The organism is Qipengyuania mesophila, from assembly GCF_019711655.1.
Classification (GTDB): Bacteria; Pseudomonadota; Alphaproteobacteria; order Sphingomonadales; family Sphingomonadaceae; genus Qipengyuania; species Qipengyuania mesophila.
The window spans coordinates 210015-225403 of sequence record NZ_JAIGNU010000003.1 but is presented as its reverse complement, the minus strand read 5'-3'; the positions used below and the strand labels follow the sequence as shown (position 1 = coordinate 225403).

16 protein-coding genes, 1 tRNA gene and 1 other RNA gene are annotated in these 15389 nt (G+C 66.1%); 8 read left to right on the top strand and 10 right to left on the bottom strand.

Features of this window, described 5'->3' with window-relative positions:
* Positions 1–90: 90 nt before the first annotated feature.
* The 7 genes from K3181_RS13935 to tkt are packed head-to-tail and all read right to left on the bottom strand — an operon-like array spanning position 91 to position 8720.
* Positions 91–1437 carry a tryptophan 7-halogenase gene (locus K3181_RS13935; RefSeq protein ID WP_221603722.1) on the bottom strand — a complete coding sequence of 449 codons (1347 nt, stop codon included), beginning with the start codon at positions 1435–1437 and terminating at the stop codon, positions 91–93.
* Entirely contained in the window at positions 1434–2957 is a 1524-nt protein-coding gene (locus K3181_RS13930) for a tryptophan halogenase family protein (protein WP_221603721.1), read from the bottom strand. Before K3181_RS13930 ends, K3181_RS13935 begins: the two co-directional genes overlap by 4 nt.
* Before the next feature lie 12 nt (positions 2958–2969).
* Entirely contained in the window at positions 2970–4049 is a 1080-nt protein-coding gene (locus K3181_RS13925) for a serine hydrolase domain-containing protein (RefSeq protein ID WP_221603720.1), read from the bottom strand.
* Between the two features lie 5 nt (positions 4050–4054).
* On the bottom strand, positions 4055–4510 hold the full coding sequence (locus K3181_RS13920; protein ID WP_221603719.1) for a PaaI family thioesterase: 456 nt from the start codon (positions 4508–4510) through the stop codon (positions 4055–4057).
* The gene (locus K3181_RS13915) at positions 4507–5706 is read right to left on the bottom strand and encodes a phosphoglycerate kinase (protein WP_221603718.1); all 1200 of its coding nucleotides are present in this window, start codon (positions 5704–5706) and stop codon (positions 4507–4509) included. The genes K3181_RS13920 and K3181_RS13915 overlap by 4 nt, the downstream gene beginning before the upstream one ends.
* A 10-nt stretch (positions 5707–5716) precedes the next feature.
* Positions 5717–6724: a type I glyceraldehyde-3-phosphate dehydrogenase gene (gene gap / locus K3181_RS13910; RefSeq protein ID WP_221603717.1), complete on the bottom strand. Its 1008-nt coding sequence runs from the start codon at positions 6722–6724 to the stop codon at positions 5717–5719.
* Between the two features lie 16 nt (positions 6725–6740).
* A complete protein-coding gene (gene tkt / locus K3181_RS13905; protein ID WP_221603716.1) occupies positions 6741–8720 on the bottom strand; it encodes a transketolase in 1980 nt (659 codons plus the stop codon).
* A 179-nt stretch (positions 8721–8899) separates the two neighbouring features.
* Between tkt and K3181_RS13900 the strand changes: the two genes are divergently transcribed.
* From K3181_RS13900 to K3181_RS13875, 7 genes are all read left to right on the top strand, one after another.
* Positions 8900–9106 carry a hypothetical protein gene (locus K3181_RS13900; protein ID WP_221603715.1) on the top strand — a complete coding sequence of 69 codons (207 nt, stop codon included), beginning with the start codon at positions 8900–8902 and terminating at the stop codon, positions 9104–9106.
* Positions 9103–9426 (top strand): cell division protein ZapA, encoded by a 324-nt coding sequence (locus tag K3181_RS13895; RefSeq protein ID WP_221603714.1) that lies wholly within the window; start codon positions 9103–9105, stop codon positions 9424–9426. Before K3181_RS13900 ends, K3181_RS13895 begins: the two co-directional genes overlap by 4 nt.
* An 11-nt stretch (positions 9427–9437) precedes the next feature.
* Positions 9438–9606, top strand: a non-coding RNA gene (ssrS, locus tag K3181_RS15860) — 6S RNA.
* Between the two features lie 63 nt (positions 9607–9669).
* On the top strand, positions 9670–10242 hold the full coding sequence (locus tag K3181_RS13890) for a 5-formyltetrahydrofolate cyclo-ligase (RefSeq protein ID WP_345725512.1): 573 nt from the start codon (positions 9670–9672) through the stop codon (positions 10240–10242).
* Positions 10239–10454 (top strand): DUF2842 domain-containing protein, encoded by a 216-nt coding sequence (locus tag K3181_RS13885; RefSeq protein ID WP_221603712.1) that lies wholly within the window; start codon positions 10239–10241, stop codon positions 10452–10454. The genes K3181_RS13890 and K3181_RS13885 overlap by 4 nt, the downstream gene beginning before the upstream one ends.
* Before the next feature lie 52 nt (positions 10455–10506).
* Positions 10507–11931 (top strand): MFS transporter, encoded by a 1425-nt coding sequence (locus K3181_RS13880; protein WP_221603711.1) that lies wholly within the window; start codon positions 10507–10509, stop codon positions 11929–11931.
* A 4-nt stretch (positions 11932–11935) separates the two neighbouring features.
* Positions 11936–13015 carry an MBL fold metallo-hydrolase gene (locus K3181_RS13875; protein ID WP_221603710.1) on the top strand — a complete coding sequence of 360 codons (1080 nt, stop codon included), beginning with the start codon at positions 11936–11938 and terminating at the stop codon, positions 13013–13015.
* 11 nt (positions 13016–13026) lie between these two features.
* On the opposite strand, the gene K3181_RS13870 is transcribed toward K3181_RS13875, so the two are convergent.
* Positions 13027–13103 (bottom strand) — tRNA-Asp (locus K3181_RS13870).
* A gap of 182 nt (positions 13104–13285) precedes the next feature.
* Between K3181_RS13870 and K3181_RS15755 the strand changes: the two genes are divergently transcribed.
* Positions 13286–13420: a hypothetical protein gene (locus tag K3181_RS15755; protein ID WP_282099818.1), complete on the top strand. Its 135-nt coding sequence runs from the start codon at positions 13286–13288 to the stop codon at positions 13418–13420.
* Positions 13421–13462: 42 nt separating this feature from the next.
* On the opposite strand, the gene K3181_RS13865 is transcribed toward K3181_RS15755, so the two are convergent.
* Positions 13463–14050 carry a YdeI/OmpD-associated family protein gene (locus tag K3181_RS13865; RefSeq protein WP_221603709.1) on the bottom strand — a complete coding sequence of 196 codons (588 nt, stop codon included), beginning with the start codon at positions 14048–14050 and terminating at the stop codon, positions 13463–13465.
* 34 nt (positions 14051–14084) lie between these two features.
* Positions 14085–15386, bottom strand: a complete 1302-nt coding sequence (locus K3181_RS13860; protein WP_221603708.1) for a dihydrolipoamide acetyltransferase family protein — start codon at positions 15384–15386, stop codon at positions 14085–14087.
* Between the last annotated feature and the right edge of the window lie 3 nt (positions 15387–15389).

Sequence of the window (15389 nt, the reverse complement as noted above, 5' to 3'; positions counted from 1 at the left end):
TTGGTGGTGGTCGTGCATTCGTATGCGCGGCGCATACAAAAGCCCTTTCGCACCTGCAACGGGGACGGGCAACTTATTGTCAGGGCGCGGTCAAGCGTTGCCGAAACGCTGCATGAATTGCGCCTGCGTGGGCATGGCGGCCAGCGCTTGCTCGATCTGGCCCCGAACGGCGCCAAGCGCAGCGTCGAGCTGTCGCGGGTCGAATGCCTCGGCCCGCCGGTCGTGGCGACCGGGCAGGACGCTGAACCCGATGAGCAGGTCGATCCAGAACTGGCGGTCGGCCACCTCGCCGTCGAATTCGGGCATGCGCCCGCGGCTGCGAAACTGCTCGATACGCAAGGCGAGGCCTTCGGGTGGTGCGATGGCGCGCAGATCCTGCCACGCCTCCTCGTCACGTCGGTTGAGATGGAGCGGGGCCCCGACCAATTCGTAGAGGCGCTCGACCGAGCGGGCGTGGAGCCGGTTGAAGCGCCGCGCCTCGACTGTCATCTCCGCCGTCGCGGGGAGGCATTCGGCCAGATGCGTGGCCTGTAGGAACAAAAGACGCGCATCGGCCGAGAAGAGCGGTCCGAGGGCAGCCGAGGCGGGACCGAGCCGGATCAAATTGGCGGCCCAGGGCGCTTCGAGCGCATAGGGTGTCAACGCGGGGGCCGCGCTGGATGAGGCAGAAAAGGTGGGCATGACGCCCGCAATGGGATCGGTAACGATGCCAATATCCGACATCGCCAGGGCTTCGAGCAGAGGCAGGGGAGAGCGTTCACCCTCATCAGGCCCCTCGCTTGACCTGCGCAGGTCGACGAAGACATCGGCCTCCAGCTGTCTGCCGTCCGCGAGCCGGGCGGAGGACACATGGCCGCACCCATCGCGGAGAAGGTCGGCAACCTCGCCCTCCAACCTCTCGATGCGACCGCCCGCAATTCGATCGCGCAGCAATCGGGCCAGCGCCATGCGGTCGATGATCGCCAGGGGGCCGAGCATGGCGAAGGGCGAGTCCGGCGCATCCTCGGGGAGCGCCATCCGCCCCCCAGCCGCGGCACGGGCGCAGAGGCGGAAACCCTCGTAATGCTCGCCGAAGCGGTCGAGTGCCCCGGCCTTTTCGGCCACGCAGCGCAGCACCTGGTGCAATGCCAGGCCAGCGATCGCCGGAAGGTCGCCCGTGGGTGCTGCGATCATGTGCGTTCCTGCTCCCCGAAATCCCTCGAGGGTATATCCGAGCGCGAAACGCGCACCCGCCTCTGCCAGTTCGGGCGCGCCGATCTCTAGGGCGCGGAAATAGGGATCCTGTAGCGGAAGCGCGATGGGACTGGCTTGGCCATGCCCGGTCTCGACGACCGTGATCTCGACGCCTGCGGGAAGCTGCGCCGCCAGCAGGGCAGCGACCGGCCACACATCGACCGTGTCACCGAACAGGAGGTACGAACCAGCGGCGCGGGTCATGCCCTTGCCTCCTGTCCGACGAAGGAGGCACCCGACGCACGGAGGAAATCGCGATGGTCGGGCATGGCCGCCGCCTCGCGCGCGATCCGCGACCGGATCTGCGCGAGCCCTTCGCCCAGCTCGTCCCCGTCCATCGCCTCGACGCGCGGGTCCCAGCCCTGCGGCAGGATGTTCTGGCCGAGTAAGACCGCGATCCAGCTGACCGGCTGGAACAGGCCATGCGCATAATCGGGCAGGATTGCCCGCGCGCGGAAGTCTTCGATCTTCTCGGCGAGGCTGTCGGGAATAGGCATGGCGCGCATCGCCCGCCAGAACTCCTCCTCGCGCTGGTTGGCGACGTAGTGGAGCACGAGAAAATCGCGGATGCGCTCGAATTCGAGCGCCATCAGCCGGTCGTATTCGCGCCGGTCGGAATCTTCGATGCCCGCGCCGGGAAAGAGGTCGATCAGGTTGAGGATGCCGCTCTGGATCAGGTCGATACTGGTCGATTCGAGCGGTTCGAGGAAGCCGCCCGACAGGCCGATGGCGACGCAATTTCCCCGCCACAGCGATTGGCGTCGACCGGTTGTGAAACGGAGCTTGCGCGGTTCGCCCCTCGCCTCGCCCTCGAGATTGGCCATGAGGACATCGCGCGCAGCGTGGTCGTCCCAGAAGGCGTCGCAATAGACCAGCCCGTTGCCAACGCGATGCTGCAGCGGGATGCGCCATTGCCAGCCCGCCCCGCGCGCGGTGGCGCGGGTGTAGGGCCCGTGCTCGCCGCCATTGGCGCAAGGCACCGCAAAGGCCCGGTTGCAGGGGAGCCAGCGGCTCCAGTCCTCGAATGGGGCGTCGAGCGTCTCGCCGATCAGCAGCGCACGAAAGCCCGAGCAGTCGACGAAGAGATCGCCCGCGATCTCCTCGCCGCTTTCGAGCACCACGGCTGCAATATCGCCGCTCGTGCCATCGCGCCGGACGTCGACGATCCGGCCCTCGCGCCGAACCACCCCCGCAGCCTGCGCCAGCTCGGCGAGCCAGGCGGCATAGAGCCCCGCGTCGAACTGGAAGGCGTAGTCGTAGGGCTGGCGCTCGTCGCCCTCGCGTGGCGGCTCGAAGCGCTCCTGCCACGCCGCGACGATCGGTAGCGAGTATTCGCCGATCGGCGCTGCCTCGCCCGAGCCATTGGCCCGCGCCCAGTAATGGATGAAGTCCGCCGGGCCGATCGCCTCCCCATAGGTCCCGAAGGGGTGGACGTAGCGATCACCCGCCCGGCCCCAGTCGCGGAACTCGATCCCCAGCTTGATGGTCGCCGCGGTGCGCGCCATCATTTCGCGTTCGTCGATGCCGAGCAGGCGGTTGAAGCTGCGGATCTGCGGCAGCGTCGCCTCGCCCACGCCGACGGTGCCGATGGCGGCGGATTCGACCAGTGTGATCGACAGCCCGCTCCGCCCCAGCATTCGGGCAAGCGCGGCGGCGGTCATCCAGCCGGCGGTCCCCCCGCCGACGATCACGACCTTGCGGATCGGTTCGCCCCCTTCCCCCATCGGCGAACCGCGCTAGCGCGCGAACTCCTCGAGGAAGCGCCGTGCGATGGGGCTTTGGACGACCTCGGCCTTGACCAGCGAATTGCCCCACCAAAGCGCCTCGGTGTTGGCGAGCACGATCAGCGTCAGGTGCTTGTCGGGGACCTTGAGATAGAGTGCCGAGCCCTTCTGCTCGTTCCAGCCCGAATGCCACATGAGCCGCTGGCCTTCCCAGTCCTCGAGCCACCAGCCGCGACGATAGTCGCCCAGCGGGCTGATGTCGGCCTCGACCAGTTCGCGGATCATCGTCGGGGGGACCAGCACGCCCGTGTCGAAGGCGATGTCGAAAGCCGCCATCTGGCGCGGGCTGGCGATGATGCCCGCCGCGGCGCGAAAATCGTCGTCGGGCAGCACCTGCTTGACCGGCCGCCCGTCGATCACGTGGAATGGCGGGGCGAGGAAGCGCAAGGCATCGCCGCCCTCGGGATCGCGCCAGCCGAGCGCGGTGTCGCGCATGCCCGCGGGCTCGGCGACCCGGTCGCGCACGATCGCGCGCAAGTCCCGGCCCCCGGCACCGCTGATCGCGCGGTCGATCCGCGCATAGGCGATCGGATTGTAGACGAAGGCGTCGCCATTGGCGCGCATGTCGAGCATCTGCGCGAGAGTCAGCGGTTTGGCGCAATCCATCGCAGGGATGGCATTGCCATGGCGGTCTTCCCCGCCACTGCCGAAGGGTATCGGCGACGCCCTCAGCCATTCGCAGGTCTCGGCAAAACCGTCGTCGGACGACATCGGAAGGGCGAGCGACAAGCCGCCAGCCAGCGCCTCGGCAATGATCGCGGTCGCGGCGATCGGCTTGGTGGTCGAGGCGATCTTGTAGGTGGTATCGGCAGAGGTCGGCACCTCGCCCTCGTCGTCGGACCAGCCGTAATAACCTTCCCAGGCAATCTGGCCGTCGCGGACGATCACCGCGCTCAGCGCGGGTGTCCCGGTCTCCTTGCGGAAGCCGGAGAGGAAGGCGTCGAAGTCTGCGAATTCGTCCACCGGTTCCCTCGTCTGGGCCCCCGCGACCGAGGACAGCAGCAAGAGAGCGAACAGGCAGAGGAAACGCAAGGGGCCTATCTCCTGGTGATTTTCCGGATGATGCCGTTGAAGCTCAGTACCGGGGCGCCATCGGCGCGGATCATGCCAACGACATAGATCGTCTTGCCGCCCGCGCGCACGACCTCGCCGCGCGCCTCGATCAGCTGGCCCACTCGCGCAGGATCGAGGAAATCGCCCGCGAGATGCATGGTCACGCCGTGCGAACCGGCCAGTGCATCGGTGGCGATGGTGAACAGCGCGCTGTCCGCAAAGGTCATCATGCAGCCGCCGTGCATGAAGCCGGCGCCGTTCATGTGGCGCTCTTCGGCGCGGAAGGCGGCGACCATCTGACCGTCATCCTCGCGACGTTCGTAGAAGGGGCCTGCGCGCTGCTCGAAAGCGTCGCTCTGCCAAGTCGACCAGCCGGCCCATTCGCCTTCGGTAATGGGCGCGAGCCCGCCACTCGACCCGACGGCTTCGTTCTCGCTCATGCTTTCAGCGCCGCGACGCCCGGGAGGTCCTTGCCCTCCATCCATTCGAGGAAGGCCCCGCCGGCGGTCGAAACGAAAGTGAAGTCGTCCTTGACCCCGGCATGCGCCAGCGCGGCGACGGTGTCGCCGCCACCCGCGACCGAGATCAGCGAGCCGTCCTCGGTCAACGCCGCGGCGGTGCGTGCGAGCGCGACAGTGGCCGCATCGAAGGGTTCGATCTCGAAGGCGCCGAGCGGGCCGTTCCACACCAGCGTGCGGCAGGTCTTGAGCACGTCGCCCAATGCCTCGACCGCGAGCGGGCCCACATCGAGGATCATCTCGTCTTCGGCGACCTCGTGAACGTTGCAGGTGCGCAAGGACGGCGGGTTGGCGGCGAATTCCTTCGCCACGACGACATCATAGGGCAGGTGGACGGTGCAGCCGGCATGGTCGGCTTCGTCCATGATGCGGTTGGCCGTCGCGGTGAGGTCGTGCTCGCACAGCGACTTGCCGACATCGACTCCCTTGGCGGCGAGGAAGGTGTTGGCCATGCCCCCGCCGATGATGAGGTGCTGGACCTTGCCGACGAGGTTTTCGAGCACGTCGAGCTTGGTCGAAACCTTGGCCCCGCCGACCACCGCAGCGACGGGCGGTTCGGGATTGCCGAGCGCGGCGTCGAGCGCCTTCAGTTCGGCTTCCATCGCGCGGCCCGCATAGGCGGGGAGGAAATGCGCCAGCCCCTCGGTCGAGGCATGCGCGCGGTGCGCAGCGGAAAAAGCGTCGTTGACGTAGAAATCGCCGTGGGCGGCGATGCCCTTGGCGAACTCGGGATCATTGGCCTCTTCGCCCGGCCAGAAGCGGACATTGTCGAGCAGGCCGATGTCGCCATTGCCGAGGATGCCGATCGACTGTTCGACCACCGGGCCCATGACCTCGGGGATGAACATGATCTCCTTGCCCAGCACGCGCTCGACATCGCCCTGCACCATGCTCGTACTCATGGTCGAATGGCGCTGGCCCTTGGGTCGCCCGAAGTGGGCGAGCAGCAGGACCTTGGCGCCCTTGTCGGCGAGCTCGAGGATAGTGGATTTCACCGCCTCGACCCGCGTCACGTCGCTGGCGCGACCTTCCTGCATCGGCAGGTTGAGATCGACGCGCACCAGCGCGACCTTGCCGGTGGCATCGCCAAGGTCGTCCAGGGTCCTGAAACTGCTCATTTTTCCGTCCTCAGAGGAACTTCGCCATCACACCGGCGGTGTCTATCATGCGGTTCGAGAAGCCCCATTCATTGTCGTACCAGCTGACGACGCGGCAGAGCTTGCCTTCCATCACGCTGGTTTCGAGGCTGTCGATGGTCGAGCTGGCCGGATAGTGGTTGAAGTCGCTGCTGACGAGCGGCTGGTCGGTGTAGTCGAGCACGCCCTTCATCTTACCTTCCGCGGCTGCCTTCAATGCAGCGTTGAGTTCCTCTGCGCTGGTGTCGCGGCCGGGGGTGAAGACGAGGTCGACCAGGCTCACGTTCGGCGTCGGCACGCGAACCGAGCTGCCATCGAGCTTACCGGCCAGTTCGGGCAGGACGAGGCCGACCGCGCGCGCGGCGCCGGTGGTGGTCGGGATCATGTTCTGCGCACCGCCGCGGGCCCGGCGCATGTCCGAATGCATCTGGTCGAGCATGCGCTGGTCGTTGGTGTAGCTGTGGATCGTGGTCATGAAGCCGCGCTCGATGCCCACGGTTTCGTGCAGCACCTTGGCCATCGGCGAGAGGCAGTTGGTGGTGCAGCTGGCGTTCGAGACGATCACGTCCTCGGCGGTCAGCACCTCGTGGTTCACGCCGTAGACGATGGTCGCCGAAACGCCCTTCGCCGGGGCCGAGATCAGCACGCGCTTGGCGCCTGCGGCGAGGTGTGGGCGGCAGGCTTCGTCCGACTGGAAGAAGCCGGTGCATTCGAGCACGATGTCCACGCCCTGCTCGCCGTGCGGCAGGTCGCCGGGATTGCGTTCGCTGGTGACCGCGATCGACTTGCCGTTCACGATGATGGCGTTGTCGCCGACCTCGACCGTGCCGGGGAAGCGGCCATGGGTCGAATCGTACTGGAACAGGATCGCATTCGACTTGGTGTCGGCCAGGTCGTTGATGCTGACGAGCTCGAGATCGTGGTCGTCACGTTCGAGAATGGCACGCGCTACGAGGCGCCCGATACGTCCGAAACCGTTGATTGCAACCTTGGTCGCCATGGGTAAGAACTCCTGCTTAACCGTTCAATTTGTTCATGATTTGCGGAACGATGGCGTCCGCCGTGAGGCCGAATTTGCGGTACAGATCCTCGGCCGGGGCGCTCGCTCCGAAGCGGTCGATGCCGATCGTCAGCCCGTCGCTGCCGACATAGCGTTCCCAGCCGAAAGTGGTGCCAGCCTCGACCGAGACCTTGAGCGCATCGGAGGGCAGCATTTCGGCGCGATAGGCCGCGTCCTGCTCGTCGAACAGCGCGGTGCAAACCATCGAGACGACATCCGCGCCGACGCCCTGCTTTTCGAGCGCGGCGGCGGCTTCGAGCGCGATATGCACTTCCGAGCCGGTGGCGACGAGCACGACCTGGCGCTTCGCCCCCGCCTTCTTGAGGCGATAGGCGCCCTTGGAGGACATGTCGGTCTCGTCGGGCGCGTTGCGGAGCTGCGGCAGGTTCTGGCGGCTCAGCGCGAGCACGGTCGGGCGATCGGTCTGGCGCAGTGCAATCTCCCAGCATTCGGCGGTCTCGACCGCATCGGCCGGACGCATGACGAGGAGGTTGGGCATCATCCGCAGCGACTGGACGTGCTCGACCGGCTGGTGCGTCGGACCGTCCTCGCCCAGCCCGATGCTGTCATGCGTCATCACATAGATCACGCGCAGTTCCTGCAGCGCCGACAGGCGGATCGCCGCGCGGCAATAGTCGGTGAAGACGAGGAAGGTGCCGCCATAGGGGATCACCCCGCCATGCAGCGCCATACCGTTCATCGCCGCGGCCATGCCGAATTCGCGGATGCCCCAATAGACGTAACGGCCCGAGTAATCGTCGGCCGTGAAAGGCCCGATGCCGCCCGCCTTGGTGTTGTTCGACCCCGTCAGATCGGCGCTGCCGCCGATGGTTTCGGGCAGCTTGGCGTTGATCTGCGCCAGTGCCATTTCGCTCGCCTTGCGGGTTGCGACCTTTACCGGCTCCTTCATCAACGACTGGATGTAATTGTCGAGGCTGAAACCCTTGGGCAGTTCGCCCGCCATACGGCGTTCGAATTCGCCCTTCTGCGCATGACCGGCAAAGCGCGTTTCCCATTCGGCATGCGCCTTGGCACCGCGATCGGCCGTGCCGCGCCAGTCGGCGAGGACCTGCTCGGGAACTTCGAACGGCTTGGCATCCCAGCCGAGGACCTTGCGCGCGGCGGAGATTTCGTCCTCGCCGAGCGGGGCGCCATGCGTGGCGCTGGTGCCCTGCTTGTTGGGCGAGCCCTTGCCGATCACCGTCCGGCAGGCAACGAGCGAGGGGCGTTCGTGGGCGAGTGCCTCGTCGATCGCGCGGCGGATATCGTCGAAATCATGGCCGTCGCAGCTCACCACGTGCCAGCCGGTCGCCTCGTAGCGCGCCTTGATGTCCTCGCTGGTCGACAGGTCGGTCGAGCCGTCGATGGTGATGTTGTTGTCGTCCCACAGCACGATCATCCGGCCGAGCTTCAGATGCCCGGCAAGGCCGATCGCCTCGTGGTTGATGCCTTCCATCAGGCAGCCGTCTCCGGCGATCACCCAGGTGCGGTGATCGACCATGTCCGTACCGAATTCGGCGTTGAGATGACGCTCTGCCATCGCCATGCCGACCGCCATGGCCAGGCCTTGGCCGAGCGGGCCGGTAGTGCTTTCGACGCCTTCGAGGAGGAAGTTTTCCGGATGGCCCGCGCAGGGGCTGCCGATCTGGCGGAAGTTGCGGATGTCCTCCATCGTCGGCTGTGCGTAGCCAGACAGGTGGAGCAGCGAGTAGATCAGCATCGAGCCGTGACCGGCCGAGAGCACGAAGCGGTCGCGATCGGCCCACTTGGGCGCCGCGGGATCGTGCTTGAGATATTCGCTCCACAGGACGGTCGCGACATCGGCCATGCCCATCGGCATGCCGGGATGTCCCGAATTGGCCGCCTGCACCGCATCCATCGAAAGCGCCCTGATGGCATTGGCCATCTGGACCATGCGAGCGGTGTCGAGACTCATAGGAAATATTCTCCGGGAAAAGGGGCCGATTCGACGCGCGCGAAGCCTTCGCGGAGCGCGCGCGCGAGGTCAACCCGGGCCCGCCGCCATGCACAGCTGCCCCTGCCCTCATCCCACTTATCAACAGAGCGGCTCAAACCTTTGCCATGCCGCAGCTATTTTGGTATTCCAGCGCGGTCATGAGTTCCGAACGCATCCAAAATGCCATCGACCGGATCGATCGCGCGCTGGCCCGGATCGAAACGCAGGCGGCGCTCGCCACGCACGCCCAACAGACTGGCGGCTCAAACAACGCCCAGCTCGTCGCCCGTCATGAGGCGCTGCGCGAAAAGGTTTCGTCGAGCATCGCCCAGCTCGATGCGCTGATCGAGGGGTTCGATACATGAGCGACGTCAAGCTCGACGTGGGCGGGCGCACATACACCGTCTCCTGCGCCGACGGACAGGAAGACAATGTGCAGCGGCTCGCCCGCATGGTCGACGACAAGCTCACCTCGATGGGCGCCAATCTCTCGACCAACGAGGCGAAGAACCTGCTTTTCGCCGCCTTGCTGCTGGCCGATGAACTCGACGAGGCGAGGAAGGGTCCGAGCGCGCCTCCGCAACCCGTGTTCGACACCGGACGCCTCTCGGCGCAGCTAGAACATATCGCGGCCGCGCTGGAGAATGCCGCATCGACCCTTGAGGGCGGGGCGCAGGGCTCCTAAATACAGCATCGGCGGGGCTGCTCGGCACGAGCCATACGAAAATCCCTGAGGCTATAAGCAATCCATGGGAGCTGTCCCTGCCTGGGCTGACGGGTTCGTCCTGGCGGTTCGGGCATACGGCGCCCACCTGACGTTGAGGCGTCAGAGGATTTCACGGAAACGACCCATGGTGGTCCCGCCACTTTCCTGCAACATAGATGCCGCGGATGGACGCCCATGATCCCACGAGTTAGGAGCGCCTCCGTGACCAAATCCGATCTTCGCAAGCAGTTGCGCGCCGCCCGTCGCGAGCATGTGAATGCGCTGCCCGAGAGCATGCGCACGCTGGTGTTCATGCGTCCGCCCGCCCCGCTGCTCGACCTCGTGCCCGAGGGCGCCACGATCGGCCTCTATCGCGCCGATCCCATCGAGGCACCCACCTCCGCCTATGCCCGGCACTTCTTCGAACAGGGTCACGAGCTTGCACTGCCGCGCTTCGCCCACAAGGGCGCGGCGATGGAGTTTGCACGCTTCACCGATCCGTTCGAGGAAAGCGATCTCGAGGTGGGGCCGTTCGGACTGCTCCAGCCCAAGGCCGAGGCTGCGGTGCTCGAACCGCAGGTGCTGTTCCTTCCGCTGGTCGGCTTCGGCGCGGACGGCGCGCGGCTCGGCCAGGGCGGCGGCCACTACGATCGCTGGCTCGCCGGGCAGCCCGGCACCACCGCCATCGGGCTTGCCTGGGACTGCCAGTTGGTCGACGACTTGCCGACCGAGCCGCACGACATGCCGCTCGCCGCAGTGGTCACCCCCACCCGCATCTACGGACCCTTCGCATGAGAAAAGAGCCCACCTGGCGCATCCCGGTCGGCATCCTCGGCCTGCTGCTAGCGCTGGCGATCTACGGCCTCGTGATCGCGCGCTATGCCCCCGACCTGATCGGCAACTGGCCGACCTTGGTGCAGACGCTCGTCTATGTTGCGCTGGGGGTGGTCTGGCTGCTCCCGCTACGCCGCTTCCTGATCTGGATGGAAACCGGCCGCTGGGGTTGATTGCCAAGCCACCAAGCCTGCCCTAGCCTCCACTCCGGGAGAGGGAGAGGGCATGGCAACACAGGCGGCGATGGCCGAAAAACCATCGGTATGGCTCAAGCTGGCGCACGGATCAGGCGCTGCAGCTTTCGGCATCAAGAACAACGGCTTCGACTATTTCCTCCTGCTGTTCTACGGCACGGTCATCGGGCTCGAGCCGGGCCTCGTCGGTCTCGCCATCCTGATCGCGCTGGTGGCCGATGCGATCAGCGACCCCCTGGTCGGTTACTGGTCGGACAATTTGCGCAGCCGCTGGGGCCGCCGCCATCCGTTCATGTACGCCGCCGCACTGCCCGTGGCGCTGAGCTATTTCCTGCTGTGGAACCCGCCCGACTGGGGACAGACGGGACTGTTCCTCTATCTCACCGCGCTGGCGGTGCTGATCCGCACCTTCATCACCTTCTACGAGACCCCCAGTTCGGCGCTGATCCCAGAGCTCACGAGCGATTACGAGGAGCGCACCAGCCTCCAGGCCTATCGCCTGTTCTTCGGCTGGTCGGGCGGCAATCTGATGAGCATCGTGATGTTCGGTGCGCTGCTGACCGGGCCGCTCGGCATGCGCGACACGCAGGCCTACGCGACTTACGGGATCGTCGCCTCGCTGCTGATCTTCGCCGCCATCATGATCTCCGCGCTCGGCACGCATAGCCGGATCCCCTACCTCCACCGCCCGGTCGAGACGGGCGAGCGCTACAGCCTGCGACGGATCTTCCGCGAGATGGTGGAGACACTGAGCGAAAGGAGCTTCCTCGCGCTGTTCTTCGCCACCGTGCTGTTCGCCATCGCCACCGGCCTTTCGGCCGCGCTGGCCTTCCTGATGCTCAACTATTTCTGGGGCTTCAGCGAATTCCAGATCTTCATCTGGACCTGCACCGTGTTCTTCTCGGCGCTGCTCGGCTTCCTGCTGGCGCCCTGGACGACGCGGAAGCTCGGCAAGAAGCGCGCGACGATCGTGCTCGGCCTGTTCGCCTTCACCATCCAGCCCGCCCCCGTGCTACTGCGGCTGGTCGGGCTGATGCCTGACAATGGCGATCCGCTGCTCTTCCCGCTCGTGCTGGGGATCAACGTGATCGACCTCGCACTGATCATCGCGGTACAGGCGGTGGCCTATTCGATGATCGCCGACCTCGTCGAATCGAACCAGCTGCGCACCGGGCGGCGTTCCGAAGGCGTCTATTATGCCGCGATGACCTTCACGCGGAAGACGACGCAGGGGCTCGGCGTGCTCGCCGCCGGACTGATCCTGTCGCTGATCGACTTCCCCGAAGGGGCCGATCCCGCGACGGTCGATCCCGCTACGCTGTGGCGCCTCGGCGCCCTCTATGCTCCCGCGCTGCTGTTCCTGTGGCTGGCCGCACTCGCCTTCGTGACGCGTTACCGGATCGACAAGCAGGGCCATGAGGATAATCTCCGCAGACTCGCCGAACAGGGAGGATAGGGGCATGGGCAGGAAGATCGCCATCGCGCTGGGAGTGGCGGTCATCGCCATCCTGCTGGCCTATTTCCTCGCCCAGCGACAGATCGGCGAACGCCTGTTCGATCGCGCGGTCGAGGCCAATGCGGGCGTCGATCGTGTCGCGGGCTGGCCAGACGGACTCCACGCCTATGTCTGCGGCAGCGGCTCGCCCCTGCCCGACGCGCAGCGTGCGGGACCGTGCATCGCGGTGATCGCGGGCCAGCGCGCCTTCATCTTCGACGCCGGCTCTGGCGCGATCCGCAAACTCCAGCCGATGGCATTCCCGATGGACCGGCTCGATGCAGCCTTTCTCACCCACCTCCATTCGGACCATATCGACGGCCTCGGCGAGCTGATGCTGCAGGCCTGGATCGCTGGTCGGCGTGCGCAGCCGCTGCCGATCTACGGCCCCGAGGGCACCGCCCGCGTGGTGGCGGGATTTGCCGATGCCTATGCCATCGATCGTGGCTTTCGCATCGCACACCATGGACCGGAAGTTGCGCGCCCCGGGGGCTTCGGCGGCGACGCCCGGATCGTGAGACCCGCGCTTGGCAGCGATGACGGCACGCTGGTCTATGCCGGCGACGAGGTCACCATACGTGCGATCGCGGTCGACCACCGCCCTGTCGAGCATGCGCTGGCCTATCGCGTCGACTATCGCGGGCGTTCGCTGGTGATCAGCGGCGACACAAAGCACAGCGCTGCCTTGGTGCGCTTTGCGAAGGGCACCGACGTGCTGTTCCACGAGGCACTCAATCCGCAGATGGTCGCGCGGATCGGCAAGGCACTGGCTGCGCGCGGCAATGTCGACGCCGCACAGATCATGGCCGATATTCCCGATTATCATACGACACCCGGGGAGGCGGCGCAGGTGGCGCAGTCTTCCGGGGCCGGAGCGCTGGTTCTGTACCACCTCGTTCCAGCCCAGCCCGCCGCGATCATTGGACCTGCGTTCCTGGGCGACGCAGGGAAGAAGTTCGACGGAAGGCTGGAGCTGGCGGAGGACGGAATGCTGGTTTCCCTGCCCGCAAAGGGCAGGGAAATCACATTCGACAATCTCTTGTGAATTGTCCCAAGTGGCGCGAGTGACGGGGCTCGAACCCGCGACCTCCGGCGTGACAGGCCGGCACTCTAACCAACTGAGCTACACCCGCTTGAAGCGTTGCACCGCTTGGGAGCCGCGCCACTAAGGCAGGGTCCGATTCCTGTCAATGGAAGATATTGCGCTTTTTTTGCACTTTTCCAGCAAGCCGTTTTGGCGCGCCGATTTTACCCCAATTTCACATTTTTCGGCGAGAATTGGATGGCTGCTCCTCCATCGGGAACGGCACGGGGGGTGACCATGCTGACGAAGCTGTTTCTCGGTTTTTCGATCGCCATGCTGGGTGCGGGCGGCTGCGCCACGCAATCGGCCATGGCCATCCAGCAGTCGGCCTATTCGGTGCCCGTCATCGCGCCGATCGCACGCTAGCCCGCCGACGCAGGCCGACCGTCACAGCGCATTCCGACCGCGCTAGCAGTTCTCGTATTTCCAGTTGCGCCGCTTGCCTTCGGCGATCCACTCGACCGCCTGCGCCAGCCGGTTGGCGCGCGTCGTCTCGCGTTTGGCTTCCGTGATCCACTCGATGTAGTCGCGCCTGTGCGAGGGTGCGAAATCGGTGAACACGGTCTTCGCCTCGGGACGTTCCTCGAGTGCCGCAGCGAGATCGTCGGGTACGGGCAGTTCGGGCTTCGGTGTACGCTTGGTCCCGGCCGTCGCACTCCCTTGGGTCGCTACCCTTTCGGCCGCGGCGGCGATGCTAGCGATCATCTCCTCGCGCGGCGGCAGATCGTCGAGATCGGCGATCTTGCCGTGCCCCCCCATGCCCTCTTTCGCGCCCTTCCGCCCTTCACCATGGACGACGAAGGCGCAATGCGCCTTGAACGCGCTCATCCCGGCGACGTTCTTCCCGCCGAGCATGAAGTGCGGCATGCCCCATTTGATCCCCTCCTCGCCCTCGGGAAGCGCCGCATGCGCGACCTCGCGAATGCGCGTGAGGATCGGCTGCGCGAAAGGCGCAGCCTTGGCGATATAGGCATCGACTCGCGGATCGGACTTCATGGCACCCTCCCAATGGGATGCCATGCTAGCCCAATCAGGCGACGAGGATAAGCGCCGGGCTTTCGAGCAGTTTCCTCAGCGCCTGAACGAAGCTCGCCGCATCCCAGCCGTCGACCACGCGATGGTCGCAGCTGATGGAGATGTTCATCAGCTTGCGCTTCTCGATCCGCTCGATCCCGTCGCTGCCGGTGACGTACATCGGCCGCTCGATGATCCGGTTGGGGCCGATGATCGCGACTTCGGGGCGGTTGATGACCGGCGTCGTCGCGACACCGCCGAGCGGGCCGAGCGAGGTCACGGTCAGCGTGCCGCCCTGCAGTTCCTCGCTCTTCGCCTTGCCGGTGCGTGCCGCCTCGGCGAGACGCGCGATCTCGTTGGCGAGCTGCCACAGGTTCTTCGCCTGCGCGTCCTTGATCACCGGGACCATCAGCCCGGCATCGGTCTGCGCGGCCATGCCCATGTGCACCGAGCCGTGACGCGTGACCACGCCCGCCTCGTCGTCGTAGCGGGCATTGATCATCGGGAAGTCGGGCAGCGTCTTGCAGATTGCGGTGATCAGCAACGGCAGGATGGTCAGCTTGGGCCGGTCGCCGCGCTCGCGGTTGAGCTGGGCGCGCAGCGCCTCGAGCTCGGTCACGTCGCATTCCTCGACATAGGAGAAATGCGGGATGTTGCGCTTCGATGCGGCCATGTTCTCGGCGATCCGGCGGCGCATGCCGATGACCTTGACCTGTTCGTCGCCGCGCGGGGCGGCGGCGGGGGCATAGCCGCCGCTGTAGGACAGGAATGCGTCGAGATCGCCGTGGCGGATCCGGCCATCCTCGGCCGGCTTCACCTGCGCGAGGTCGATACCGAGATCCTTGGCACGCTTGCGCACGGCGGGAGTGGCGAGGACCTTGGCATGCGCCGCGGGCTCGGGCGCCGGGGTCGGCGCGGGCAGCGGTTCGGGTTCGGGATCGGCGGCCAGTGCATCGTCGGCATCGCTGGCGTCGGAAGTCTCGACCTCTATCCGCTGCTCGACTTCGACATCCTTCGGCGCGGGGGCGGCTTCGGCCGCCGCCTCGTTCTCCTCGATGACCTCGTCGGGGACTTCTCCGTCGACCTCGATCACCACCAGCATCGAGCCGATCGAGACCATCTCGCCCTCGCTGCCGGCGATCTCGAGGATCTTGCCGGTGACCGGGCTTTCCATCGGGACGGTCGCCTTGTCGGTCATCATGTCGACGAATTCTTCGTCCTCGTTGACCGTGTCGCCGACAGCCTTGTGCCACTGCACGATCTCGGCCTCGGCGATGCCTTCGCCGATATCGGGCATTTTGAAGGTGAATTTCGCCATGTG

What these genes read in the sequence shown, in the direction of transcription:
- K3181_RS13935 (WP_221603722.1), bottom strand. Translation starts at nt 1,437, where the DNA reads ATGACCCGCGCCGCTGGTTCGTACCTCCTGTTCGGTGACACGGTCGAT.
- K3181_RS13930 (WP_221603721.1), bottom strand. Translation starts at nt 2,957, where the DNA reads ATGGGGGAAGGGGGCGAACCGATCCGCAAGGTCGTGATCGTCGGCGGG.
- K3181_RS13920 (WP_221603719.1), bottom strand. Translation starts at nt 4,510, where the DNA reads ATGAGCGAGAACGAAGCCGTCGGGTCGAGTGGCGGGCTCGCGCCCATT.
- K3181_RS13915 (WP_221603718.1), bottom strand. Translation starts at nt 5,706, where the DNA reads ATGAGCAGTTTCAGGACCCTGGACGACCTTGGCGATGCCACCGGCAAG.
- gap (WP_221603717.1), bottom strand. Translation starts at nt 6,724, where the DNA reads ATGGCGACCAAGGTTGCAATCAACGGTTTCGGACGTATCGGGCGCCTC.
- tkt (WP_221603716.1), bottom strand. Translation starts at nt 8,720, where the DNA reads ATGAGTCTCGACACCGCTCGCATGGTCCAGATGGCCAATGCCATCAGG.
- K3181_RS13900 (WP_221603715.1), top strand. Translation starts at nt 8,900, where the DNA reads ATGAGTTCCGAACGCATCCAAAATGCCATCGACCGGATCGATCGCGCG.
- K3181_RS13895 (WP_221603714.1), top strand. Translation starts at nt 9,103, where the DNA reads ATGAGCGACGTCAAGCTCGACGTGGGCGGGCGCACATACACCGTCTCC.
- K3181_RS13885 (WP_221603712.1), top strand. Translation starts at nt 10,239, where the DNA reads ATGAGAAAAGAGCCCACCTGGCGCATCCCGGTCGGCATCCTCGGCCTG.
- K3181_RS13880 (WP_221603711.1), top strand. Translation starts at nt 10,507, where the DNA reads ATGGCAACACAGGCGGCGATGGCCGAAAAACCATCGGTATGGCTCAAG.
- K3181_RS13875 (WP_221603710.1), top strand. Translation starts at nt 11,936, where the DNA reads ATGGGCAGGAAGATCGCCATCGCGCTGGGAGTGGCGGTCATCGCCATC.
- K3181_RS13865 (WP_221603709.1), bottom strand. Translation starts at nt 14,050, where the DNA reads ATGAAGTCCGATCCGCGAGTCGATGCCTATATCGCCAAGGCTGCGCCT.
- K3181_RS13860 (WP_221603708.1), bottom strand. Translation starts at nt 15,386, where the DNA reads ATGGCGAAATTCACCTTCAAAATGCCCGATATCGGCGAAGGCATCGCC.